This is a genomic window from Paenarthrobacter sp. AT5 (genome assembly GCF_032764245.1).
In the GTDB taxonomy this organism is placed as follows: domain Bacteria; phylum Actinomycetota; class Actinomycetes; order Actinomycetales; family Micrococcaceae; genus Arthrobacter; species Arthrobacter ureafaciens.
Genome location: NZ_CP136441.1, coordinates 2,486,037 through 2,509,836, shown reverse-complemented (window position 1 = coordinate 2,509,836; position 23,800 = coordinate 2,486,037). Strand labels below are relative to the sequence as shown.

Genomic DNA, 23,800 nt, shown 5'->3' with positions numbered 1-23,800 from the left:
GATTCGAGAGTCCAACCGGTACATCTCACAGCACGAGCGGCGTGGTGCGAAGCCAGACGTCGCTCGTGCTGTGAGATGATCGGGCCAAGATCTAGATCCATGCGCCGGTCGGATAACCGCGGTTCGCGCGACGATCAGCAACTGCATGGAACGCATTGCTAGTCGCAGTGGTTATGAGAAGGGTGAGACTGTGTCGACGAACAGTGGGATTGAATGGACTGAGGTGACGTGGAACCCCATCACAGGTTGCGATCGTGTCGCTGCAGGGTGCGACAACTGTTACGCTCTGGCGCTCGCGAAGCGTCTGAAGGCCATGGGTGCGGAGAAATACCAGACCGACGGTGACCCCCGGACCTCCGGTCCTGGATTCGGGGTCACGACTCACCCGGCAGCATTGAAGCAGCCCCTTAGCTGGCGCACGCCCAAAATCGTCTTCGTGAACTCGATGAGCGACCTGTTCCATGCAAAGGTGCCGCTCGACTTCATTCGCGACATCTTCGATGTCATCCGCGAAACTCCTCAGCACACGTACCAGGTGCTCACGAAGCGGGCACACCGCATGGCGAGGGTGGCAGACAAGCTCGACTGGCCAGACAATCTGTGGATGGGAGTCTCGGTGGAGTCGTTCGACGTCGTCGATCGCATTGACTACCTTCGAGCGACACCAGCCACGACACGATTCCTGTCCTGCGAACCGCTGATCACCGCACTCCCGGCACTAAACCTTGACCATATTGACTGGGTGATCGTCGGTGGCGAGTCCGGTCCGCGCGCACGACCCATGGATCCGGCCTGGGCCGAGGACATCCGCGACCAGTGCCTTGAAGCCGATGTGGCGTTCTTCTTCAAGCAGTGGGGCGGGCGGACGCCGAAGGCCAACGGACGCGAACTCGGGGGACGCACTTGGGACGACATGCCGCAACTCGCTGCAGCGTCAGCCTAGCCAGTGGCCTTGCGAATGACGTGCTGATGGGGCTTGGCTCCTTTGGTGGCGAACTCGATCTCGCCTGACTTTACGAGCGCGCGAAGTGCGGCCGAGAAGGTCGTCTCCTTGGCCTCGCCGTAGAGATCGCCATAGACCTCCTGGACGTGTTCGACTACCGCCTTCGGCCGACCGTCCGACACCAAAGAACGCAGGTTGTCGGTGATGTGGCTGATCGCCGAGTCGTGCTCACGTTCGAACTGATCTGCGACAGTGTCCCAGAGCATGCCCTCACGTTCGTCGGGGTCCGGTCCGAGGCAGTCGATCCATTCTTCCCGCGCCTTTGCCGCGGCAGCCCCAAACACCCAGAAGCCGTGCGGTGCCTGGGTGAGGAAAATCAAGTAGTACACGGGCTGGTGGTGAACCTGCCGTCGCACCGGCGCGACGACGCTGCCATAGTTGGTGCCAGCGGCGAGTCGTCGGGCGTACTCGTGTGCGACGGCGTCCGCGGCCGCCTCCCAGGAGGTCCCGCCAGAAGCCGTGTGAGCTTGCAATGCCACGTCACGCCACCACTCGCCCCCACATACTGAGTCCGCTTTGGCGACGCCTCCAAGGTCGAGCTGACCCTTCTTCAGCTGTCCACCAGCACGGCGAATGAGGTCAGCGTTGAAGTTCAGCAGAACCTCCGTCCGAGGCCATGAACCTCGTTTGTGGAGGACGTTCTTGATCGAATCCATGGGAAGCCCCGCTCCGCAGGGGTCAAGGAAAACGAAAAGGCTCGCGCCGACGGCCAGCCGTCTGACCTCGTCGAGGTGCTGCCCGCAATCCCCGTTTCGGCTGTCAACATGAATGCCACGGTTACGGTACTCATCGGCCACCTTGTCGAGAGACACAAAGTCCTCGCGGTTCCTCTCCACTAGGAAGAGGTCGATCTTGGTGGAGTTCTTGGCCTTCTGGGCTGCGATCATCATGCGCTCGGCGGATCCTGCCTCGCCGGTGTCAAAGCGTCCCCTGCCAGCAAAGCCGTCGAACAGCACCGCCCTCTTCGGCGACAGCTTGCTGGCCGTCATCGTTGCGAACCTGATGACGTACTGCTCAAGAATCCCGTGCTTGTAGACCGACTGCGGCTTCGGACTCTCCAGCAGTCCAGCCTCGGTTCCAGTTGCCATCCCCCAACTCCGATCTTCATTAGCAACGACGAGCTTTGACACCATAGTTATCCAGTAAATGGAGTAACGTCACCATGATAGAGACAGTATGTCAGCGCACAAGAAGGCCTCGGCCGACATGCGGCGATTCTAGCTGCGTGGAGGTTTGGAGCCTGATTCGCTTCCTGAGTCGGTGCAAGAGTTCTACGGGGCTCGGCGGGCTCGGCAGGGGCGCTTCCAGCGTCAGCCGTACTCGCGGAGGATCATGGCGACACGGGCGGTGAGCTCGTCGGCCTTGGCGAGGATCCGCTCTTCTTCCTCCGGCGACATCGCGCGCGCGGCGGGACGATGTTCGGGATCCAACACTGAGGCTGGGACAGGCACGGGGCCCTCGAGCAGTGCGTCCATGGCGCGGATGACCGCCGAGAGTGACGAGGGGTGCATTGAGGAATAAGGGTCGATGTAGCCCCACCGATCGACTGCCGGCAGCATACCGACGCAGAGGAGCCAGTCGGGACTCGCGTCGGGAAGCAGATGACGGTGTTCGTCGTCCTTCTGGTCAAAGCGGTGACCCAGTGCTCGGACGGCCCTGTGCGACCATCCGTTGTTGGTGCCGATCACGTCGAGCCACGACCATACGGCGCACGCGGAGCAGGACTGCGCATCGGGTGCGACGCCGATACGTGGGCGCAGCCGTTGCATCTCATTCGGCCTGAGCCCCAGCGCACTTGCTCGGTCCAGGCCCAGCCCCCCGTGCCCGGGCGGCGCGATCATCACCGCGGCGAAGAGCATTCGCCGCAGGCGCAGACGGAAGACCCATTGGGTCGCAGGATCTTGGATCAGTACGGTGGCGCGCTTTACCAGCCGACGGAGCGATTCGGGGTTGTCTTTGTGGCAGCGCGGCCAGGCCGGGGCGACGGTTGGCTCCTGACTGATCATTCGCCGTAACGAGGCCAGCACAGGGCGCGATGCTCCGACCTGCCTGGAGAAGAGAGCAAGGGTGGCGTCGTCGACCAACTCGGTGGGCTTGCCCGCCACCGAGCACCAGTCGAGCCAAAGATCGGGCAGGGCAGTCGTCATTCTCTTGATTGTCCCACCAGGCGCTGGACAGCTCTGGCTTTTCGTTCTTCATGTCCCTGCAGCCGAGTGCATGACTATGCGCTGGTTGTGAGTGATTCAACAATCACCGCGTCACGCGAAGGCAGTCCTTCTCCATGCCCCGATAAGCGCACTTACCAGAGACCCGGTTCGAAGCCGCCCCGTCGATCGCGGGTATGGGGAATCGCCACTGACAGACCATTGCGACTTGGATTCTCCGGCCAGTGAGTCGAGACTGGAGTCATGGCAGTACAGGTGAGGCTCGCAGCGCTCAGCGCTCCCACCGTCCCACCTGAACCGGAGGTGGACGACGAGCTGCGCGAGCTCGAAGAAATTTCGCGGTCTTTGGAAGGACACACGCTGTCTGCTGCCACCCGGCGCGCCTATGCCACGGCGTGGCGTGCCTTTGATGACTTCTGTACCGGCCACGGACTGGACGCGCTGCCTGCGCATCCGGAGACCGTGCGCTGGTACGTCGCCTGGATGTCCACGCAGCTCGATGACGACGGGCTCCCCCGGTTCTCCGTCGCGACGATCCGCCAGCGCCTGGCCGGTATCGGCGAGAGGCACCTGCGCGGCGGGCTTCTGGATCCCACGGCCCACCGCGGCGTGGTGGATCTCGTGCGCGGGCTGGCCAAGCTGCGGGCCACCAGGCCCCGGCGCAAGCGCCCTCTGCTTCTGGACGACGTGGTCCGGATCATCGCGGTGATGGAGCACGACACATATCCGGCAGGCGTGTCAGCCACCAGGGACGCCCTGGCGGTGTGGCTCGGGTTCGCAGGGGCCCTGCGCAGGAGCGAGGCGGCGGCCCTGACGCTGAACCGGCTCGAGCTGCACCCGGTCGATGGCGTCCACGTTCATGTGGGGGCCTCGAAGGCCGACCCGGAGAACGCGCTGCCGGACGTGGTCGTGCTGCCGTTCGGGAGCTCGCCGGCATCCTGTCCCCCGTGTGCGGTGCACCGTTGGGTCGTGCTGCTCGGGCTCGCCCGTCAGGACGACGCGCGCACACGGCGTCGCGGGATCATGCAGCAGCTGTTCTCGTACGGTCTCGAGGAGCACGTCTGCGGGGCCGCCGGCTCAACGGCGCTCCTCAGCAGCGCCGACCTGGCCTCGGGCGCGCCCCTGCTCCGGGCAACGTACCGCAACAGGAAGGACGCCCGGATCCATGCACGGGCGGTGAGCGGCGACGCGCTGCACACGATGCTGCTCTCGCGCATGGTCGAGGCCGGGATGAACCCTGCTGCCTACGGCTTCCACTCGCTGCGGGCCGGGCACGTAACCCAGGCGCGGCGCAACGGTGCGAGCACGGAGGAGATCATGCGCGCCGGCCGGTGGAGCCGGGCAGCGACGGTAGACGTCTACGACCGCGAGTTCAATCCTGCGGCACGCAACAGCGTCATGCGTCTGGGGTTGTAGACCCCTCGATGCCGGGGGCAACCCGGTGCCCGTGCTGGTCGTCCTCCTCGACCGGGACGCGGGCGTCGATGCTTTCCAGGAGGCGGAAGTCGACGACACCTTTGAGTTGAGCGCCGCCGCCGAGCACTTGAATGGCCTTGGAGAGCCGCAGCACCTCCAGCCTGTTCTTCTCCCACTCGCGCTGGGCCGCTGCGAGGTCGGCGAGGTACTGCTGCAGCTGGGCCTCGCTCTCTGCCTCCGGATCCTCGGCGACCAGGATCGCCAGGGGGACGTCCAGGGCCTTGGAGGCGGCGACCGCCTCGTCCAGGCGGACGGCGCGGATTTGCTGCTCTATCCGGGTCACCGCCGAAGGGTCGACGTTCGTTCCGAGGATCTCGGCAATCCTGCGGGCCAGCTCAGCCTGGCTGATGCCCAGGCGTTCCCTCTCCTGTCGCAGTCGGCGGGCGAAGAGGTCTCCGGGCAAGGCGTTCATCTGGTTTGGGCTCCTGGTCGGGTACATGCGCGAAGGGCTCAGCAAGAAGCGTATGCCGAGCCGTGCCGGAGCCGCACACCGCGCGCCCCGTCATGTGAAATCTACACGTTTTTGAGCAGAACGTCAGTCCTACCGCCGACACCTCGTTTGCGCTGGTCTTCGAGCACATTCCGGACTCGTATCCGACTCGTCACTGATACGACTATGACTGATGACTCGAATGATGTAGATTGGTCACTAAAGATGTGCACGTATACGAGTCCCTAGAGAGGGGTCGGCCGCATGATTGCAGGCATTTCGTCCCGCTCAACGGGGAGTCACGTCGCATCGGGAGAGACCATTGATAGGGCGCTGTGCTCTGTCTAGGCGAATCGGTTATGCCAGTCGCCTCGTGACACATGTCATGCAAGCGACCATTCGATAGGCGAGAGGAAAGAACCATGACGAAGATTTACGAGGCGGCATTCGAGCGGGTCGCCCTGCCCACCGCGGCGTGGGACCTGACGAGCTTCCTGGAGAACGCGAAGTCCCAGATCCAGCTCTGGGGCGGGCTGCTGCTCATGCTCCTGGGTGCGGTCGGACTGGTCTGGGGCGGCGTGCTCCTGATCAAGAAGCTGATGGCTACCCCGCAGTCCGCGGGCCAGCAGCAGGGCTGGGGCACCATCGCCCTGCTCATCCTGGTCGGCGGCGCGCTCGGCACCGGCGGGTGGTCGCTGATCAACACCATCGGCTCCGGCGGCCAGAAGACCCTCGAGGACCTCGGCGGCGGCTCGGTCCTCGTGCAGACGGTCAGCCACGTACTGACCAGCGGCGTCCTGGGCTAAGCCCGGCGCGGCAGGAATCAACGGCCGGGCACACAAAGCGTCGACGGACCGCACCGGGTCGGTTGAGGTCACCAGGCCTCAACCGGCCCGGTGCGTCGTTTCCGGGGTCGGACGACGGCGCTGACGACGAGCAGGACAGGCAGAGCAAGGAACAGGACGAACGGGAACGGACATGGGGATCAAGGACAAGGCGCTGGCCTTCGGCAAGCGGTTCAAGCTCGACTCGCACCACGCAATCGAGCGCTTCGGGGTGTTCTTCGGCATCTTCGCTGTGATGGGGCTGGTCGTGGTGGCCGGCTCGGGTGCCGCCGCCTTCAAGGCGGGCAGCGACGCGGTGTCGCACACCGCGCTCTACAACACCGAGTTCACCTCCTCGAAGACCCAGCTCAAGGGCACGGTCGACGGGGTCTACACCAATCACACCGGCAACAGGGCACTGGTCATGATGCACTTCCCCGCCAGCGCGGCGATCTCGTACAACGCGGCGGACTACCAGGCCTTCCTGCTGGGCACCAACGACAAGCTGCAGACCGAAAAGGTCAGCACCAGCGGAATCAGGGGCACCTTCCACGTCTTCGGCTCGACCGGTTACGTCGGGGTCCTCCTGGACGCGGACCGGCCCTTCGACCGGCAGGTGCTCAACCTGACCGTCCGCGCGAACGCCGAGCTGACCTACGACGAGCGGCAGCAGAGCAGGGATGACCAGGTCGTGGGCGACTCGAGCTTCAAGAAGTACGACCAGTGGCGCGTGATCATCAACCCGGGTGCGTCGGGCACCACCGACATCCCGGCCCTGGACGCGGCCAGCTTCGACCCGGCCCGGGCCTATTACGACGTCGTGCTGAAGACCCAGGAGCAGCAGACGCGGGACAAGCTCGACCAGAAGCTGCTCGCGATGCGCACGAGCCTGAAGCAGGTCGAGTCGTACACCTCCGACCTGGCGACCACCAAGGTCGATGGGCTTTTCCTCCGTCCGCCGGCCGTTCCGACCTCCATCGCAGGTGATCAGGTGGCTGGTGCCTCGGCGGCCGAGGCCAAGGACGGGAAGGCGACGCTCGAGCTGAAGACGGGCCATGTCGTGCCCGGCGGATTCAACTTCAACTGGCGCGCGGGCAACGTCTATGACGGCTACCTCGACACGCTCGTGCCCGCCGGGAAGGGCTATGTGCAGTTCCTCGCCGACAAGCGCGCCGAGGGCAGCGACAGCACGAGCCAGCAGGTCTCGGACATGAAGTGGGTCCTCTCCGACGGCACCGACCTGAAGAAGGACTACCGGTCCTCCGATGTGACGATGCGCCCGCTCACGAACGTGATGAACAACCTCTCCCAGGCCTACCAGGACTACGGCAAGGCCAAGTCGGAGTACCAGTCCGGGCTTCTGCTCGAGCTGCTCGGCCTGGACGTGAAGCTGCGCGATGTGCAGTCCAACAGCACTGCGAACTCGGCCGGGGACTTCCTGACCGTCTATCACTGAGCGCGCTCCACGGAGCGGGCAGTCACCACCCAGGCATCGAGCCGGAAAGGACAAGCTTATGGCCATCGACAAGCCGACGCGGCGGGATGACCCGGCCCGGCGCGCTGCATCGCCCCGCGAGGAGGGCAGGTCCGCCGACGGGGGTGCGAAGGAGGAGTCGCAGCCCCCTCGTCGTGAGGGGTCCGGCGAACGCCGCGCCGGGCCCCGTACCGGAGCGGCCTCCGCTCCTTCCCCGTCCGGGGATGCAGCCAAGGGCCTGCCGAAAACCCCGGGGGCCTCCCCCGCGCCGCAGCCCGTGGACCCGACGCCTGCGGGCCGCGGGTCGAAGCACCTGGGAACCGCACCGGCCCCGGACGCAGGGGCTGCCGCTGGCAAGGCCGCAGGTGCGGCCGACACAGCCAGCAAGACCAGCAAGGCTGCCAAGGCTGCCAAGAGCCTTGACGGTGTCGCCGCCGGGGCGGCCGGGGGAGCTGCCCGCAAGGCGGTCGAGGGCGACGGCAGCAGCGCGGTCCGCCGCGGTGCCGGCCGGTACGCGGGAGCGGCTGCCTCGGGAGCTGTCGCCGGGGCCCAGGCCGGAGCCGCCGCCGGCGGTGTCGGCGCGCTGCCCGGGGCAGCGGTCGGCGCTGCCAAGAATGTGGGCCTGGAGACCGGCAAGGATGTTGTCGACGGTGCGTCCAAGGTCACCGGCGGAGGTCCGGACGCCGAGCCTGCCGACAAGCGGCTTGGTGCCGGGGGCACCGGCTACGAGCGGACCTCGCAGAAGGAGAAGGACGGCCAGCTGCTGTCCAAGACCGCTAAGGGTGTCGCTGTCGGCGGCACCGCGGCGGCCGCTCCCCCGGCTGCGGGGCTTCTCATGGTCATGGCCTTCCTGAAGTGGCTCAAGACCATGTTCTTCGCGATGCTCGCGATGGCCGCCAACGCGGCCAGCATGATCTGGGGTTTCATCCTCGGGATTGCCAAGGCGGTCGGGCACACGATCGCCGCACCGTTCATCGCACTGGGCGGGCTGGTCGGCAAGGCGGCAGGAGCCGTGTTCGGGGTCACCGTGACGGCCACCGTCGCCCCGGTGGCCACGGCCGCATCCGGGGTGGCTGCGACCGTTGCCGCGGTGGCTGTGCTCAGCACGGTCCTCACGGGTGTGCTCGACCAGGCCGGCCTCGATGGCGGCCGCGGCTCGACCATGACTAACTGCATTGTCAACGTCAGCCGCAACGGCCCCGGCGCTGACGTCCCGGCGAACACCGAGGCGAACGCCCGGGCGGTCTACTCCGTGCTGAAGACCTGGGGCATGCCCGAGGAGAACATCGCGGGCATCCTGGGCAACTGGTCGCAGGAGTCGGGCGTGGACCCCACCAGCGTGGAGGGCATCTACAACGAGCCCTACCAGATCGGCCCGCGCAAGCAGACCGCCTGGGACGGGAACTTCACCCACATTCCCGGCCAGTCGCACGGCGGCATCGGTCTGGGCCAGTGGTCGAACGGGCGAACCACGATGCTCCTGGACCATGCCAAGTCCAAGAACCTGGACTGGTACACCATCAAGGCCCAGCTGGCATTCATGGCGGAGGGCGACAGCCCGGGGGACGTGGCCGTGTTCAAGGACATGATCAAGACCTCGCAGGGCTCTCCCTCTGCTGCTGCACTGCACTTCCACGACAAGTGGGAGCGCTCGGCCGACAACGCCTCACAGCTGCAGGAGCGTAAGGCCGACGCCGAGATGTGGTTCGGCAAGATGAGCGGCTGGACCGTCGACACCTCGGTCGTGGGCGGGGTCCAGGACATCGTGGGCGGCATTGTCGACACGGTCGGCAGCGGGCTCCGCTCCATCTTCGGCAACTGCGACAGCGACACCAAGGTGCGCCCGGGCAGCCTCGTCGACGGCGGCATGAACGAGGAGCAGGCCCGGCAGCTGATCGACCTGTACAACCAGGAGGGCGACAAGTTCCTGGACGACAAGTACGGCGCTGGCGGACCGGGCTCCTGCGGCGACAACCACGCCATGAACTGCGTGTCGTTCTCGGTCTACTTCATGAACAAGTACACCTCGTTCCAGCAGTACCCGCCGGGCGACGGCATCCAGACAGCCCACGCGATCGCGTCCATGACGGGCAAGCAGGTCTCGAGTACGCCGACGGCGTACTCGGTCGGTTCCGGGCCGGTTACGGGGTCCGCGGGCCACACCCTCGTGGTGCTGGGCGTGCAGGGCGACAAGGTCATCCTCGGTGAGGCCGGCTACTGCGCGTTCATGGGCCGCGTTCGCGTTGACAGTGCGGAGCGGATGAAGTCCGAGGGGTGGGTGTTCGTCGACGTCACGGACCTCATCACCACGGGCGGCAACCTGCCGGCGTAGCCGGCGGAAGCACGGCCGGTGTCCGGACGATCCGGGCACCGGCCCTTTCTGCGTCCCGATCCGTGCGCAGTAACCTGTCGAATGGGGCAGACTCGTTATTGAATGACCATTGAAGATAGACTTGGGAGTCATATATGAGGACAACGCGAGAAAGGGCGGGCATCGTGAGGAGTGCGGACGAGGATGCGCGTGGCAGGGCCGGGGACACGGTCGAGGACGAGGACGGCGCGCCGAAGAAGCTGAAGGCCCCCGCCACCCGCAGGCGGGTCAGCTGGGTCGAACTCGAGGCCCGCTTCGAGGGCTGGCGCTCCGACCGGCGAGGAGAGCGGCAGGCACGCACTCCGGAGGACTCGGCGCGGCGGACGCGCCTGGTCTTGAGCGCCGCGATGGGCGTGGCGATCCTCGGGCTCGCGGCGGCCGCGGGAGTGAGCGGCAAGGGATTCGAGGCGGAGCACGTGGCCAACGCCGACCGGATCTCCGCGCTCCAGGTCCAGATCGAGGATGCCAGGAGCACTCCGGTCGACCCGGATCTGACCGGAAAGATGACGCGGCTGATGGAGGCAGCCGCAAAGGACGCCCAGAAGGTCGCGGAGGCCCAGCAGCGCTTCGCGCAGCTGCACCACGAGGCGGCGACACAGCCCAATGCGGGCAACGGTACGCCGAACGCGGCGACACTGCAGATCGCCGAGCACCGCCGGACGCTGGCACCCCTGTTCAGCCCGCGCTCGTTCCTGGCCGACGAGAAGGGGGCCTACTCCTGGACCTCTGTGACGCCGTTCGACCCGAGCACGCAGATCGACCCGCGGTTCCCCTGGTATGTGCGCTACGAGGGTTTGAAGGCTTCCTCGCCCGGAGCATACGCCTGGTCGGTCGAGTCGGTGATGCCGGACCTCGCCACCCAGGACGCCACGGGCACCACGCGCACGGCGCGGGTGATCTGGCTGTGCCGGGACACCGCGGGTGGACAGGTGCTGGCGTGGGCGAACGCGGCCTACTCCTACGACGGGAAGGCCGGGACTTTCGCCGATCTCAAGGTCGTGGTGACCGCCGCCGGCGCGGAGCACCAGCAGGGCGCATCGACGACGGGCAACGGAAGCGGAGAGGGCTGATGGTGCAGGAGCAGCAGGTTGACGGCACGGACGAAACGGCAGCGCCGGGACAGGGCTTCATGCGGCGCAATGCTCTGGTGGTCGGGGTCGCGGTACTGCTGGTTACCGCCGTGACGGTGACCGGCCTGACATGGGGGTCCCAGCGCAGCGCACTGGATCAGCAGCAGCAGACGATCACGGGCCTTCAGGGTCAGCTTGCCTCGGTCGGGACCGCGAAGTCCGAGCAGGTCGAGCAGGATGTCATGGAGTCGCTCGGCGTGAGCCAGAGCCGGATCCACGACGACACGCAGATCGTGGACCGCCTGGTGAAGACGGCATTCACCTGGGACTCCGGCCAGGCCTACGAGGCCGCTCGCCGGGACCTGAAAGAGCGCTACCACCGCCTGTCCGAGGACGAGCAGTTCCTGAAGCAGTTCATGCCGCCGGCGCGCTTCAACGAAGACGCCTCGGGCAAGCGCTACTACTACATCGACACCCAAGGGCTGAACTCGGCGGTCAATGCCGACGCGGACCTCGAGGTCGTGAAGGTCACCGCGGACGAGTACACGTATGCCGTGCAGGTCGAGGTGGCGGCTACCTCCGATGCGGTGTCCCAGAACAAGGTGGCACCGGATCGGGTCAAGTCGTACCGGACCGTGCTGGTGTACCTCACCGTCGACGCGCAAGGGAAGGTCTCTGGTCTGTCCGCCATTCCCGCTGGCGGTTCGACTCGTCATTCCAGATGATCCGACTCCCTTTCGACTCATCTTCTTGATAGAGTTGTACTGGTATTCGAGACGAAGAGCGAGTTGAGGGGCAATGGCATCGACAAAGATCGGCGAGTCGGGTGTGCAGGCTGACAAGCCTGTCCGCAAGACCCGCTTCGTGGCCGCGCCGGACGCCGGTGCGGCACCGGGCGACGCCGACCCCACTGGGGACGGAAATGTCCCGGGTGCACTGATGAGCCGCCGGGCGGCCATCGGCGGGATGTGCATGGGGGCAGCTGCGCTGCTCTGCTTCCTGGCCCGCGCAGGTCTCTCTGGTGGCGAGGCCACCGTCAGCCACGACAAGGCTCAGCAGATCGTCTCCCTTCGCGAGCAGATCCGCACCGCCGAGGTGCGCATCGACGCCCTCCCGGAGGCCAAGGACGCTGACCGCGCCCTGGTCACCGCACAGGGAGCTGCGGAACAGATCGCCCGGTTGCAGAACGAGTACCGCCACCTGACACCCTCGGTGGCGGACTCGGGCGGGACGCTGGACCAGGCTGCCGCCGAGCCGACGCGCCGGAACCTCACCCCGCACTTCGCCCCCGACGTCGGGCAGGCCACGCTCCAACCCTGGTACCTGCTGGCCTCCGACAAGGACGTCGCCGCGGGCAACGAGATTCCGATGAGCTTCGACTCCGGCTTCAAGTGGGTCGCCCAGCGCCCTTACTCGGTCGAGGTGGACGGCACGATCCGGGTCACCTGGTTGGCGGTGCAGACCCGCCCGGCGGCCGGGCAGGCCCCGGCGGTACTGGCCTGGGCCCGGGCTGACTACGACATGACCCGCAAGAGCTTCTCCGGGGTCCAGACCGGAACGACGACCACGGGCGAGGCCCTGCGGCAGGAGGTGAAGGCACCGTGATCGAGGACGTGAAGGACTGGGTGCGCGCGAGGGCCGGGAAGGTCCTGGTCTGCAGCACCGGAACGCTGCTGGCGCTGTCGCTGCTCTCTCTGGCCCTGGCACTGCTGGCCGACGGTTCGGCGGACGCCGACGCCAAGGCCGACCAGCTCATCGTCCAGCTCCAGGGCAAGCAGGAGGACGCGCAGGCGGCACTTGAGACCAAGCACGCCCGGTTGCTGGCTGCCCTGCCGGGGATGGATGCCGAGCGGGCCGACCGGGACCGGGCCGCAGCGCGCTCGGTGCTGCTGAGCCTGACGGATTCCTCGGCTGCCTCGCGGACCGTTAAGGAGACGCAGGCCGCCCTCGATGCCCGGTACGCGTTTCTCGGGACCTCGTCCCGGATCCTCACCGAGTTCATCCCGGAATGGATGGCAGCGACCGGTGCCGGAAAGGGCGCGGGGACGGCGTACCAGCTGGCCGACTTCGACGTCGACGTTGCCGCGGTGAAGGGCCTGGACTACTCCTACATCGGAGTGGCGCGCCTGGACCCGGTCTCCTCCGACGGCAAGTCCACGGCCAAAAGTGAGTACGTGGTCTTCACCTTCGCCACCGGACAGGACGGCACGGTCGCCTCGTTCGAAGCGTACCGGGCCTCGGGCCGGACGCGGGACCAGCTTGTCGCGCAGAGGCCGCCTGCCTCTGCTCCTTCACCGGCCGAGACCGCCAGCCCCGAACCCAGCCACAGCGGCTGACCGGCGGGACACCGCACAGACACGACACGACAACAACGAAGGACGAGACGAATGACGATCCAGACTCTGGACAAGACCGGCAGCGCGACCGAGCACGAAGCCCGGGTGGAGGCTGCCACTGCAGTCCCCGTCGAGAAGGCCGCGGCCAAGCCGAAGCCCGGGCGTGGCCCTTCGAAGCTGGCCGGCGCGCTGCGCCGCCTGGCCCCCGGGAAGGGCTCCGGCGGATCGCCGGTGCTGATCTGGGCGGTGTTCTTCCGCTCGGTCGTGCTCATCGCCGACTACGTGCTGGCCTCAATGACTGCGATGGTCGTGATCCCGATGCTCGGCGCGTGGCTGCACCGGCAGTCGGGCGCAGCAAGCGGCGACCTGACCATGGCCGGGACCGTCGCGATGTGGATCGCCCCGCTGCTGTTTGTGGTCCTGTTGCTGGCCGCCGCGGAGATCGCCGCGATGCGCGGGATGTGGCGCTGGTCCACCCGCCGGATCCGGGCTGTACGCGACGCCCGCACCCCGGCGCTGGCCCCGGCCACCTCCGCCCCCAGGACCACCCACCCGAGCAAGAAGACCAACCGGAAGAGGAGCAACTGATGCGCACTGCTGGACTGATGATGAATGACGTGTGGGCCGACCGGGCCCTGCGGGAGCGTGGCGTGCAGGCGCACCGCTACGACGGCCTCGATGCCCAGATCGGGGTGCTGGTCGACTCTGTCGAGCTCAAGCACCGCGGCAAGGAGGAGAACTACCGGCCCTACCTGCACGTCGTGGGCGAGCTGCGCTCGATCACTCCCGCCGAGCCGCTTCCGTACGGGATCACCCAGGTGACCTACTCGCACGGCCAGGGCGAGAAGGTCGACGCCTTCTACGAGTTCGACGACGAGCAGCTGGTCGCACTGGCGGCCAAGGGCTACTTCAGCCCTTCGTTCACTGTGCCCGACCAGCTCACGGGGATCGAGTGGGAGCTGCCCGCCAGGGCGGATGCCCTCGTGCTCACCCCGTCCGGGGACCAGGCCGATGCCCCCGTGGTCTTCATGAACGTGCACCGCATCGCCGATCTCGAGATCGACCTGGCCTCCACCGAGTACGACCTGGCGGCCTACTTCGCTGATCGCTCCAAGGATGGTCATGGTCCGGTTGAGTCCGTCGTCGACCAGCGGGGCCTGCGGGCCCGCTCCGACGCGATCAACTCGCTGTTCAGCGAGGACGAGCTCGACTTGGTCGCGCAGGCGGAGAACCTCCAGCGGCCGGAGGCGCAGCGGCCGGCTGCCGAGGGCGTCACCGCGCAGTTGCTGGCGGTCGAGGCCGAGATCACCGCGGAGCGCGAGCAGTATCAGGCTGAGCTGGAGCGCACTGAGGGCACGCCCGAGCACCTGTACCACCAGCGTGTGGCCCCGGCCCTGCACCTGGACGGACCGGAGGATGCTGCCGCCCCTGCGGACGCGGAGCCGGATGCCGGCGCGACCCACGATCTGGACTTTGGTCTGGATGAGGAGGCCACCGGGCAGGAGGTGCCCGCGCCGACGCTCGAGGAGCGCAAGCGCGAGGCCTCCCGCCGCGCCGCCGACCTCGACTTCGGCGAGGAAGACGGGCACGGTCTGGGCCACTGAGGCCGAGGCGGGCAGAGCAGTCAGGACGGGCCCCGGTCGCTGGAGGACAGCGGCCGGGGTTCTGTGCATTCACACGACGGAGGGATGAGGCGGGATGGGCCTGAAGCAGTCAGTGGTCATCGTCAACGAGTTCAGTGTGCCGCTGCCCGGCGGCAAGGGGTCCCGGGGCGGCACCCCCGGCGACTACGTCACCCGGTACATGGCGCGCGAGCAGGCGACTGAGTCGCTCGCGCCGATCCAGCGGCTGCGCACGGACGACTTCATCCTGCGCTACATGGCCCGCGAGAGCGCGGTCGAGCGCGCAGGGACGAGCAGGGTCGAGGCCAAGACGACAATGCGCCAGGCCCAGGGCGATGGCGGCGTGGCCTTCGGCTACGGCTCGGTGTCGCTCTCCGACGAGCAGCTGCGGGCTGCGTCCCGGGACATCCAGAAACACTTCGAGAGCGGCAAGACGGTGCTGAAGACCGTGCTCTCCTTCGATGAGGAATACCTGAAACGGCACCGCATCGTCGGCGAGGACTTTCACTGCGAAGGCCGCGGGGACTACCGCGGCCACATCGACCAGATGAAGCTGCGGATGGCGATCATGCACGGGCTGGAGCGGATGAGCTCGGGCACGAGCGGTTTCGACGACCTGCGCTACGTCGGCGTGATCCAGGTCGACACCGAGCACGTCCACTGCCACCTGGCGATGGTCGACGCCGGACACGGCCACCTGGCCAAGGACGGCACCCAGCGGGGCAAGCTTCTGGACCGGCACAAGTCCCGGTTGCGGCGCGGCGTGGACGCCTGGCTGGACGAGAAGCAGGCCGTCGCGCACCTGTCCAGCGCCGTCGGTTACGAACGCAGGAACGTGACGACCTTCATCAAGCGCTGGGCACACGAGCGCATGCGCTCAGAGGTCCTCCCCCAGTTCCTGCTGGCCTGCCTGCCCGCCGACCGCTCGCTGTGGCGCGCCGGAACCAACGATCTGCGGATGCGCAAAGCCAACCGTCTGGTCTCCGAGCTGGTGGCCGAGCAGCTGGAGCGGCCGGGCTCTCCGCTGCCGGCGGCAATGGAGAGGGTCGTGGAGTACGCCAATCAGCGCCGCGAGGCCGAGGGCCTGCGCACCGACGCGTGGCAGCGCCTGGTCGACGCGGGCCGCAACCAGATCACCGAGCGGGCGGTCAACGGGGTCTACCAGATGCTGCGCGCCCTGCCCGAGGAGGAGCTGCGGGTGCGTACACCGATGCTTGAGGTGATGGGTATGGACTACGCCGAGATGGCCGCACTGGCCGCAGAGCGCCAGCAGCAGCACGGCAGCTCGGAGGACGATGTCGTCTCCTTCGGCTTCCGGCTGCGCAGCTATGCCTCCCGCCTGCAGCATCACAAGTCCAAGGCCAGCGCCTACCGCGACCTGGCCCGGCAATGGGAGCGTGCCGAGAAGGCCGAAGTGGCCGTAGAGGCCTCCCGGCCGCTCTACGACTTCTACCGCTACGAAGAGGACTGGCACCGGCGGGTGATGAGCAAGTACCAGCACTTCCTGCCGTTTGTCGGCGACGCCAGCCAGTGGTACGCCCAGCAGCAGGAGGTCGCCGCGTACGGCCAGCGCCTGCTCTCGCTGATGGCGCTGCGCCAGGACGCCTCGCTGCAGCGGATGAAGGACGCCGACCAGGCCGAGGAGATGGGCCGCGAGATCTACGGCCAGCCCGGCGGACGGCACCTGACCGCGGGCAAGGCCGGACGGGCGGTGCTGGACGCGCGCATCGAGACGATGAAGCAGGTCTACGACGAACGGCTCCAGGAGCTGCGCACCGACCTGGCCGACTCGGGGCTGGTGCTCGTCGCCGGTCCTGCTGACCAGCGCAGCGCCGTCGCCGGCGGGGATCCGGAGGTCTCCACCCAGCTGTCGATCGAGACCGGGACGGTGCACCCCTTCGACGAGGTCAAGGCACTGGACCTGCATCACCTGGGCTACGACTTCGTGGCCGATGTCGAGATCGGCGAGCGGGCCCGGCGGGAGTTCACCGCAGCCGCGGCCGAACGCCGCCGGCTGCTGCTGGCGGCCATGGAGTACCTCGACCAGTCAGGCCAGTCCGAGGCGATCGCCGACCTCCCTGTCGACGACATCGCCGCGATGACCCGGGTCTCGCGGGAACTGGTTCCGGTGGAGGACGGCTCCACGCGGCCGGTTCTGCGTTCGAGGATCGCGGCGCTGCGCGAAGAGCAGGAACAGGCGGCCCGGATGCGCCGTTCGAAGGCCTCCTCGCTCGACGCCGGCCTGGTGGTGCGTGTCCAGCAGCGGGTCGACGCCGCGGTGGCTGGTGCCGGGGTCCTCCCCGGCCCCGAGCAGGAGCCGGCAGGCCGGTCCGACGGCATCCAGCACGAGTAGGGACACGAGTCGAAAGATCATTCGAATGGTTGCAGAATGCTCTATAGGAGTATTAGTGTATAGAGCAGTTCGGCACTGCACTTCGGGGCTTTGCTCGGACGATGTGAATGATCAAGGCCGTTCTGCCGAGTGGCGGACGGACCGACGAAAGGACGAGATCATGGCACTTCTCAAGGGCAAGGGCGCAATGACCGGGGTCAACCTCATCGCCAAGGTCTATGACAACGGCGCGACCAAGGACGGCAAGTCGCACTACGCCGACATCCAGGTCGACGCCCGCGACTCGCGCGGACCGGAGCAGAGCAACCTGCACCTGAAGTCCGAGCGCGTGAAGGGCCCGGACGGCAAGGAGCGCTTCGCCAACACCGCCCCCTACTCGGTGGGCCAGCTGGAGGAGATCGTCAAGGCCGCGGGCCCGAATACGGAGCCGCTGCTCAACAAGGACGGCGAGAAGGTCGGCACCGTCTACGGCTTCAAGGGCAACGTGATGCCGGCCTCGCGCGGCACCGGTCTGGTGGTCAACACCAAGTCCGTGGAGGCCAGCGACTTCAAGGTCGACGCCAAGACCCTGGACAACCAGTTCGCCTCCATGAAGGCGGCCAAGGAGGCCCAGGCGGCTGCCAAGCAGAGCCAGGCCGGTCCGGAGCAGACCGCCCAGGCCGAACAGGTCGTCGAGGCCGAGGCCCCCGCGGTCGGCTGACACCGATCCACGGCTCAGCAGAACTCAGTGAAAGGCCCCCGGAGAGACCTCTCCGGGGGCCTTTCGCATAGAGAGGAACGAATCATCATGGCAGATCTCAGTAAAGGTTCCCAGGGCCGACCGGAGCACGGCCAGCGCCCGACGTCGTACACGCCCGAGCAGCTGGCGGCGATCCGCGGGGCCACCCCCGATACCGGAGAGCAGCGGGGCCCGAGCTCGCAGGCGGGCCTCGGCGCGGTGCGGGGTCCCCGATACAGCGTGCCCTCCTCCCCCGCTCCCGGCCAGCCGGGCTCGAGGTTCAACCCCAACGTGGTCGAGCGGCGGCCGCGCCCGCAGGCTGAGCCGGCACCGGGGATGATCACTTCAGCGGATGTGCCGAAGCCGGAATCGTCCCGGCAGGAGCAGCCCCAGGCGAAGCAGCGCCAGGCGAAGCAGGCCCATGCCGGCGGCACGGTTCAGGGTCCGGTGAAGGTCCCGCTCACCCAGCGGGCCGCCGGGTCGAAGGTCGGACAGGCCGTGCAGTCCGCGGGCCTCCGCGAGGGAGCCAGGCGGCTCGGCACCGAGGCCATGCAGGATGCCGCGGCCCACGCCCAACGTGCCCAGCAGTCCGGTGCATCGACCAGGGGCGTCGCCGCCAGCGCCGCCAGGGGAGCTGCCGTGGGTGCAGCCCGCGGGCTGCACACGGAGCTGGGCGGACATGGCGGACAGAAGGCCCCCCAGGGCTCCGCTGCCGGGGCGGACCTGGTCGGGCGGATGGGCTCGGTTGTCGGCCGTGGTGCTCAGGAGCAGCTGCCGGGCACCTCGCCGCAGGGACGGAAGCCGGTCAGCGAGAGGTACGACTATCAGTTCGAGGGCCAGGGCGAGCCCGAGGGCACCGAGCAGCAGCGCGGGGCCTGAGACAGGCACGGAGGAGGAGAAGGCTATGGCGACGAACGATCCCAGCCCACTGAGCGGAACGAGCCTGCTGGAGCTGGGCCTGGACGAGATCACGGCCCCGGACGAGGGCAAGGACATGTGGGCCGAGGCCGGGCGCGCACTGGTCGACCGCGTGGGTGCCTCGATGCGTCAGCGGCGGGAGGCGAACGAGCGGGCACGGCGCGACCGGGAGTCCAGCAGGCCGCTGAGCGAGCGGTACGACCACCAGTTCGAGCAGGATGGGGCTTCGTCCCAGGAGGACCGCCAGCAGGGGCTGTGACAGCACCCCTACGGAGTGAATGGCCAAGAGGCCCCCGGATATGAGTCCGGGGGCCTTTCACTGTCCTATCGCAGTCGAGCCGAATGGTGCCATGATAGACTTTCGACTGATCTATCAGATGAATTCAAGTCTTGGCGAGAGGTCTTCCACGGCATGTTCCATGAAGTGCACCTGAATGAGGGCTATCCGCTCCTGTCGAAGCTGTCGGACCCGCTCAAGAGGGCCGAGCGCGAGATCGTCGGCCGCGAGCACGAGAAGCTCCAGCTGCTGGCCTCGATGAGCAGGCCGGAGCTGTGCAACGCCCTGCTCCTGGCCGAGGCAGGTACGGGTAAGACCGCTCTCGTCCAGGCCACGATGGCCGCTGATGCCGAGCGGCTCTATCTCGAGGTCGATCCGTCCCGGATGATCTCCGAGGCCGGCGACTCGGACCGCATGGCCGCCATGCTCAAGGGCTTCTTCGACGAGGCCGAGCACTTCGTGGCGGACGAGAAGCAGGAGCTGGTCCTGTTCATCGACGAGTTCCACCAGATCATCCAGCTTTCCGACGCTGCGGTTGAGGCGATCAAGCCGGTGCTGGCGGCCTCCGGGGCACGCGGCATCCGAATCATCGCCGCGACGACCTATGACGAGTTCCACAGGCACATTGCGCCGAATCAGCCGCTGGTTGAACGGCTGCAGCGCATCAACCTGACGCCGCCGGACCAGGAGACGACGATCCGGATTCTGCAGGGCATGGCCGAGCACTACGACGTCGCCGACCAGTTCTACGACGATCACATCTACCGGCAGATCTATGAGTACACCGAGCGCTACATGCCGGCGAGCTCGCAGCCGCGCAAGTCGATCCTGGTGCTGGACAGCATGGTTGGCTGGCACCGCCTCACCAAGCGGGCGCTGGACCGCGATCTGCTCTCGGACGTGCTCCAGGAGTCCCTGGGCGTCAACGTTGCCTTCAAGGTCGACGGCGCGAAGATCAAGGAGCAGCTGGACTCGAAGGTGTTCAGCCAGGACCTGGCCACGCGTGCGGTCGCGCGGCGGCTGCAGCTGTCGGTCGCGGACCTGAACGACAAGGGCCGGCCGGAGGCCTCACTGCTGTTCACGGGGTCGACCGGCGTGGGTAAGACCGAGCTTGCCAAGCAGCTGGCACGGCTGCTCTTCGGTGACGACCAGCGCCACCTGATCCGCTTCGACATGTCCGAGTACGCCCAGGACTCCTCGATGGACCTGTTCCGCTCCGAGCTGACGAAGCGGGTCTGGGACCTCTCGCACGCCGTACTGCTGTTCGACGAGGTCGAAAAGGCCTCGGCGATGGTCACCCGCCTGCTGCTGCAGGTGCTCGACGACGGCCGGCTCTCCGACGACAACAACCGCGAGGTCAGCTTCCTGAACACCTACATCGTCATGACGACGAACGCAGGCTCGGAGATTTACAAGACCATCGCGCAGTACGCGGCCGACGACACGGGCTCGGGCGAGCAGCTGCTGAAGTACGACAAGCTCATCCGCCGCTCGATCACCGAGACCTCGGCGGATAACCGCTTCCCGCCCGAGCTGTTGGGCCGTATCGACGCCATCGTCCCGTTCCAGCCGCTCTCTGAGGACACGCAGCGCAAGATCGTGCGCAACAAGCTGCGCCACATGGTGCAGGAGGTCCTCATCAAGCACAACGTGCGGGTGGACATCGACCAGAGGGTCCTGCAGTACCTCATTGACGACAAGGGCGACACCGACTCCAATGCCGGCGGTGCCCGTGGCGCGGTGGCGAAGTTGACCGACGAGGTCACCACCGGAGTGGCGACGTTCATCAACGAGCATCCCTCTGAGCGGCGGATCCGGATCGACGTCGTCGGCGAGCTGGCGAGCGACCACAAGGACATGCTCACCTCCGATGCGTGCATCGAGGTGAGCGCCGTGCGCTGACATGACGACCTCGACAGAGACGATCACATCCAGGTCCACAGTGTGGTTACGAGCGGGGACCGCACCTTTGGGTGGCCGAGGATTTAGAGCCTCTCTTCGTGCACGGGACCGGCCTCTTTCGCTTCCGATCTATCAAGAACGCCATGAACAGCAACACCTAGTGGACGATCTCAGCGAAACGGCTCCAGTCGGTGTACTCCCACTCCCAGCGGCGACATACGCGTTCCCTGGGCACCATGTCACGGAGCGGATCGAGGAGCGCGAGTTGTGCTGATGATCCATCACCGATGACTAGTGCCAGAAGATAGCGAGAGGATGCGCCGACCATCACGGCCATCTCATTGTTGGTAAGCGCGAAGCGTGCGTCCTTGCCTTCGACCTTCTTGACCTCGATGTGGACATCTGCGCCGTCAGCGTTGGTGCCGGCGAGGTCATACCCGACGTTCTGGCGACTGACATCCTGAAGACTCCAGCCGCGGGCGTTGAGATGCTCCATCGCGGCTATCTCGGCGGCACGCCACCGGGTGAGCGCGCCCCCGAAGTCCCCCTCAGATGAGCGGCGCGACGTGCTATTTGTCACAGTCGAGGTGGCCGGGCCGCTGGACTGCGATGGAGCAGTTGCCTGCCCCGCAAACAGCTGTTCCCTGACGGTCAGCGGACGCCCCTCAACACGCGCCAAGTCGACAAGATGCTTGGTTAGAGCAGCTCGTGTCTCGCCGCTCAATGCGTGCGGCTCGACCTTCTCGGCGATTTCCTTGGCACGCAAGGTAGGTGCAGCGAAGACAGTGCGTAACGCTCGAGCCTGAGACGAAGCATCTCGACTGTAGATAGACAGCGGCGCGCCTTGAGGAAAGATCCGGGGCACGTCAGAGGGCTCGAGTGGGACCTCGGAGAACGCGAAGGGCCAACTGATCGTCGCGAATGCTGACTTCATGGCGTTGAGCAGCATGCCAGGCGGAGTTGATTCACCAGCCATGACTACCGTACGCAGGTCTTCGCCGGACAAGATTAGTGACCAGAGCCGATCGCAGACGGGGCTCGTTGGGTCTGCGAGGATCTGGGCGAGAAGCCTTCCGATTGTTGCTATCACTGCACCTGTACTGTCGTCTCCTGCCACAGCATGTGTTCGCGAAGGGTCGGTGAGAAGGTGCCCCGAAGCCACGATTGGCAGTGCAAGTTCATCTTCGAGCGGGAGAAAGCAACATAACCGGCCATGACGCCCGGTGATCGACTCGGCATGGGGGTTCAACGGGACCAGGAGGACGGTGTCGCCCTCTGCGGAGCGCTCGAATTCGGCGAGGCGTCCGTCGATGTCCAATGTGACATGGTTGGTGGAACGGATGCAGTGGATTCGCTGTTGACCGCCTGGCCGGCGGATGGTGAGGTCGGTGACGTTGCGCAGGAACAGCATTGCAACTGGATCGAGCGCAAGTTGGTCACAACGGCCGGGGATGAGGTTCAGGCTGAACTGTGCGCCCGCCTCGGGTCTCGCCTCCACGACAGAGGCGGGGACGCGGAGCAGCGGCACAGACTCGACTGGCGCTTGGAGCGCTGAAGCCGCGGCCTCACGGTCGAAGATGAGCGTAACGCCGGCGGAAGTAACACTTACCGCTTCTGAGAGCGCCGCGACCGCTTTGAAGCCGATGCCTCGGTAGCCGATTGTGTTGTCTCCCCGCTTCTTGCTCGAAGTGGCACTACGGCACAGCGCCTCGATGTCCGCCTCGTTGAATGCACGCCCGTTGTTGCGCCACGTCAGACGCGTCGAATCGCTCATGTCGACTACGACGGTCGTAGAACGCGCATCGTCCGAGTTCTGCAGGAGCTCGTACAACACTCTGGTGCGGTAGGTCTCAGCCAAGAGAGTCTCGATCCGTGCCATCTCATGGAACAGTCCAGGGGCCAAGGTGTGTTCCTGAACCAGCTGATCGCGCAAGGCTCTTGCTGCACCAACGAGGGGGTTCACGCGACCGGATCCTGGATGCGAATCACGACACGCGCAGGATCACCTGAAAAGTCTTCGAGATCGAATGTGGCGACCTGGATGAACGAGGGGTTGCGCTTGGGGACCGCACCGCCGTTGCCGACTGTAACCCACCTGTAGTTCGAGGTCTCCCGCTGGTTCAGAAGGAAGCCCGTGGCGTCAAAGACGTCAACGAACACGTCGGGAGCCTGGACAACGAAGTCTTCGTACTCGTCCAGTTTGGCATCCGGATCGCCGTAAAATTCCTCAGAGTCCTTGTATGCTGCAAAAAGGTCTCCCGCGCTGCCGAGAGGATGGATGGCCCGCACCGAAACTTCGAGTTTCTCGCCATCTCGCACTCGTGCCGAGTACTCCTTCACGTCCGTCGTGACGCCTCGCAAGGTCGTGTAATCGACGATTTCGCAAGGCATGTCACGCCAGTTGAAAGCTGGTCTGGAGTGCCACCCGTCAATCTCTTCCCAGTCGACGGCTCCGACCCACACATAAAGATCTCCGGGATCACCCTTGCCCTTGCCTTGCCAGAGCTCCATGGAGGCAGAAACCATCTTGGGAGCACGGACCTCCTTCTTTTTCAGAGAGAGGATCATCTGCTGATAGGACATGAGTGCCCCGCGCGAGCGTGACCGCAACTGCCACACGATCGGGGGCAGGTAGTCGCTCTCCGAGAGATTTGTAGCATCGTAGCGGACCTGCCAATCGTCAGCATGGAAGCGAACTTCGGCCGATGCTGCAACTTGGTAGAACGCCTCCCTACGGCCGTAGTCCTTCATGACAAGGCGCGCCTGAAAGTTGAAGATCTCCCAGCCGAGCACCGAGAGTCCGATCTCGTCGATCTCGAAATTCAGCGGGGTGATTTGCTTGTTTTCCGCCACTGCCTGCC

At 66.3% G+C, this 23,800-nt stretch carries 21 protein-coding genes; 16 read left to right on the top strand and 5 right to left on the bottom strand.

Annotated features, from left to right (window positions below):
• Positions 1–190 precede the first annotated feature (190 nt).
• On the top strand, positions 191–943 hold the full coding sequence (locus RI444_RS11555; RefSeq protein ID WP_316963787.1) for a phage Gp37/Gp68 family protein: 753 nt from the start codon (positions 191–193) through the stop codon (positions 941–943).
• On the opposite strand, the gene tcmP is transcribed toward RI444_RS11555, so the two are convergent.
• Complete coding sequence (tcmP, locus tag RI444_RS11550; protein ID WP_316963786.1) at positions 940–2,091, bottom strand: three-Cys-motif partner protein TcmP; 1,152 nt, start codon at positions 2,089–2,091, stop codon at positions 940–942. The genes RI444_RS11555 and tcmP overlap by 4 nt on opposite strands.
• Positions 2,092–2,313: 222 nt before the next feature.
• Positions 2,314–3,150 (bottom strand): hypothetical protein, encoded by an 837-nt coding sequence (locus RI444_RS11545; RefSeq protein ID WP_316963785.1) that lies wholly within the window; start codon positions 3,148–3,150, stop codon positions 2,314–2,316.
• A gap of 261 nt (positions 3,151–3,411) precedes the next feature.
• Between RI444_RS11545 and RI444_RS11540 the strand changes: the two genes are divergently transcribed.
• Positions 3,412–4,584 carry a hypothetical protein gene (locus RI444_RS11540; RefSeq protein ID WP_316963784.1) on the top strand — a complete coding sequence of 391 codons (1,173 nt, stop codon included), beginning with the start codon at positions 3,412–3,414 and terminating at the stop codon, positions 4,582–4,584.
• On the opposite strand, the gene RI444_RS11535 is transcribed toward RI444_RS11540, so the two are convergent.
• The gene (locus RI444_RS11535) at positions 4,565–5,056 is read right to left on the bottom strand and encodes a helix-turn-helix domain-containing protein (RefSeq protein ID WP_142938930.1); all 492 of its coding nucleotides are present in this window, start codon (positions 5,054–5,056) and stop codon (positions 4,565–4,567) included. The two genes, RI444_RS11540 and RI444_RS11535, sit on opposite strands and share 20 nt — an antisense overlap.
• Before the next feature lie 440 nt (positions 5,057–5,496).
• Here RI444_RS11535 and RI444_RS11530 point away from each other — a divergent pair, with 440 nt between their 5' ends.
• From RI444_RS11530 to RI444_RS11465, 14 genes are all read left to right on the top strand, one after another.
• Positions 5,497–5,880, top strand: coding sequence for a hypothetical protein (locus RI444_RS11530; protein WP_071416501.1), 384 nt, complete (start codon positions 5,497–5,499; stop codon positions 5,878–5,880).
• 172 nt (positions 5,881–6,052) lie between these two features.
• Positions 6,053–7,354: a hypothetical protein gene (locus RI444_RS11525; protein ID WP_316963783.1), complete on the top strand. Its 1,302-nt coding sequence runs from the start codon at positions 6,053–6,055 to the stop codon at positions 7,352–7,354.
• A 58-nt stretch (positions 7,355–7,412) separates the two neighbouring features.
• Positions 7,413–9,704, top strand: coding sequence for a phage tail tip lysozyme (locus tag RI444_RS11520; protein ID WP_316963782.1), 2,292 nt, complete (start codon positions 7,413–7,415; stop codon positions 9,702–9,704).
• A gap of 164 nt (positions 9,705–9,868) precedes the next feature.
• Positions 9,869–10,813 carry a hypothetical protein gene (locus RI444_RS11515; RefSeq protein WP_316963781.1) on the top strand — a complete coding sequence of 315 codons (945 nt, stop codon included), beginning with the start codon at positions 9,869–9,871 and terminating at the stop codon, positions 10,811–10,813.
• Entirely contained in the window at positions 10,813–11,538 is a 726-nt protein-coding gene (locus tag RI444_RS11510) for a hypothetical protein (protein ID WP_316963780.1), read from the top strand. The genes RI444_RS11515 and RI444_RS11510 overlap by 1 nt, the downstream gene beginning before the upstream one ends.
• A 73-nt stretch (positions 11,539–11,611) precedes the next feature.
• The gene (locus tag RI444_RS11505; protein ID WP_316963779.1) at positions 11,612–12,418 is read left to right on the top strand and encodes a hypothetical protein; all 807 of its coding nucleotides are present in this window, start codon (positions 11,612–11,614) and stop codon (positions 12,416–12,418) included.
• Entirely contained in the window at positions 12,415–13,149 is a 735-nt protein-coding gene (locus RI444_RS11500) for a hypothetical protein (RefSeq protein ID WP_316963778.1), read from the top strand. The genes RI444_RS11505 and RI444_RS11500 overlap by 4 nt, the downstream gene beginning before the upstream one ends.
• A 51-nt stretch (positions 13,150–13,200) precedes the next feature.
• A complete protein-coding gene (locus RI444_RS11495) occupies positions 13,201–13,737 on the top strand; it encodes a hypothetical protein (protein ID WP_256248830.1) in 537 nt (178 codons plus the stop codon).
• The gene (locus tag RI444_RS11490) at positions 13,737–14,753 is read left to right on the top strand and encodes a hypothetical protein (RefSeq protein ID WP_316963777.1); all 1,017 of its coding nucleotides are present in this window, start codon (positions 13,737–13,739) and stop codon (positions 14,751–14,753) included. The genes RI444_RS11495 and RI444_RS11490 overlap by 1 nt, the downstream gene beginning before the upstream one ends.
• A gap of 94 nt (positions 14,754–14,847) precedes the next feature.
• Positions 14,848–17,124 (top strand): relaxase MobL, encoded by a 2,277-nt coding sequence (gene mobL / locus RI444_RS11485; protein ID WP_316963776.1) that lies wholly within the window; start codon positions 14,848–14,850, stop codon positions 17,122–17,124.
• A 160-nt stretch (positions 17,125–17,284) separates the two neighbouring features.
• Complete coding sequence (locus tag RI444_RS11480; protein ID WP_071416492.1) at positions 17,285–17,824, top strand: hypothetical protein; 540 nt, start codon at positions 17,285–17,287, stop codon at positions 17,822–17,824.
• 87 nt (positions 17,825–17,911) lie between these two features.
• Positions 17,912–18,721, top strand: a complete 810-nt coding sequence (locus tag RI444_RS11475; protein ID WP_316963775.1) for a hypothetical protein — start codon at positions 17,912–17,914, stop codon at positions 18,719–18,721.
• Between the two features lie 25 nt (positions 18,722–18,746).
• Complete coding sequence (locus RI444_RS11470; protein WP_316963774.1) at positions 18,747–19,019, top strand: hypothetical protein; 273 nt, start codon at positions 18,747–18,749, stop codon at positions 19,017–19,019.
• Between the two features lie 153 nt (positions 19,020–19,172).
• Positions 19,173–20,939, top strand: coding sequence for an AAA family ATPase (locus tag RI444_RS11465; protein ID WP_316963773.1), 1,767 nt, complete (start codon positions 19,173–19,175; stop codon positions 20,937–20,939).
• Positions 20,940–21,096: 157 nt separating this feature from the next.
• On the opposite strand, the gene RI444_RS11460 is transcribed toward RI444_RS11465, so the two are convergent.
• Both RI444_RS11460 and RI444_RS11455 read right to left on the bottom strand, forming a co-directional pair.
• A complete protein-coding gene (locus tag RI444_RS11460; RefSeq protein WP_316963772.1) occupies positions 21,097–22,902 on the bottom strand; it encodes a sacsin N-terminal ATP-binding-like domain-containing protein in 1,806 nt (601 codons plus the stop codon).
• On the bottom strand, positions 22,899–23,792 hold the full coding sequence (locus RI444_RS11455; RefSeq protein WP_316963771.1) for a hypothetical protein: 894 nt from the start codon (positions 23,790–23,792) through the stop codon (positions 22,899–22,901). The genes RI444_RS11460 and RI444_RS11455 overlap by 4 nt, the downstream gene beginning before the upstream one ends.
• Positions 23,793–23,800: the final 8 nt, after the last annotated feature.

Bases quoted from the DNA above. Each gene is read 5' to 3' on its own strand.
- RI444_RS11545 (WP_316963785.1), bottom strand. From the start codon at position 3,150: ATGACGACTGCCCTGCCCGATCTTTGGCTCGACTGGTGCTCGGTGGCG.
- RI444_RS11495 (WP_256248830.1), top strand. From the start codon at position 13,201: ATGACGATCCAGACTCTGGACAAGACCGGCAGCGCGACCGAGCACGAA.
- RI444_RS11470 (WP_316963774.1), top strand. From the start codon at position 18,747: ATGGCGACGAACGATCCCAGCCCACTGAGCGGAACGAGCCTGCTGGAG.
- RI444_RS11530 (WP_071416501.1), top strand. From the start codon at position 5,497: ATGACGAAGATTTACGAGGCGGCATTCGAGCGGGTCGCCCTGCCCACC.
- RI444_RS11520 (WP_316963782.1), top strand. From the start codon at position 7,413: ATGGCCATCGACAAGCCGACGCGGCGGGATGACCCGGCCCGGCGCGCT.
- mobL (WP_316963776.1), top strand. From the start codon at position 14,848: ATGGGCCTGAAGCAGTCAGTGGTCATCGTCAACGAGTTCAGTGTGCCG.
- RI444_RS11535 (WP_142938930.1), bottom strand. From the start codon at position 5,056: ATGAACGCCTTGCCCGGAGACCTCTTCGCCCGCCGACTGCGACAGGAG.
- RI444_RS11510 (WP_316963780.1), top strand. From the start codon at position 10,813: ATGGTGCAGGAGCAGCAGGTTGACGGCACGGACGAAACGGCAGCGCCG.
- RI444_RS11490 (WP_316963777.1), top strand. From the start codon at position 13,737: ATGCGCACTGCTGGACTGATGATGAATGACGTGTGGGCCGACCGGGCC.
- RI444_RS11505 (WP_316963779.1), top strand. From the start codon at position 11,612: ATGGCATCGACAAAGATCGGCGAGTCGGGTGTGCAGGCTGACAAGCCT.
- tcmP (WP_316963786.1), bottom strand. From the start codon at position 2,091: ATGGCAACTGGAACCGAGGCTGGACTGCTGGAGAGTCCGAAGCCGCAG.
- RI444_RS11465 (WP_316963773.1), top strand. From the start codon at position 19,173: ATGTTCCATGAAGTGCACCTGAATGAGGGCTATCCGCTCCTGTCGAAG.
- RI444_RS11525 (WP_316963783.1), top strand. From the start codon at position 6,053: ATGGGGATCAAGGACAAGGCGCTGGCCTTCGGCAAGCGGTTCAAGCTC.
- RI444_RS11475 (WP_316963775.1), top strand. From the start codon at position 17,912: ATGGCAGATCTCAGTAAAGGTTCCCAGGGCCGACCGGAGCACGGCCAG.
- RI444_RS11480 (WP_071416492.1), top strand. From the start codon at position 17,285: ATGGCACTTCTCAAGGGCAAGGGCGCAATGACCGGGGTCAACCTCATC.
- RI444_RS11540 (WP_316963784.1), top strand. From the start codon at position 3,412: ATGGCAGTACAGGTGAGGCTCGCAGCGCTCAGCGCTCCCACCGTCCCA.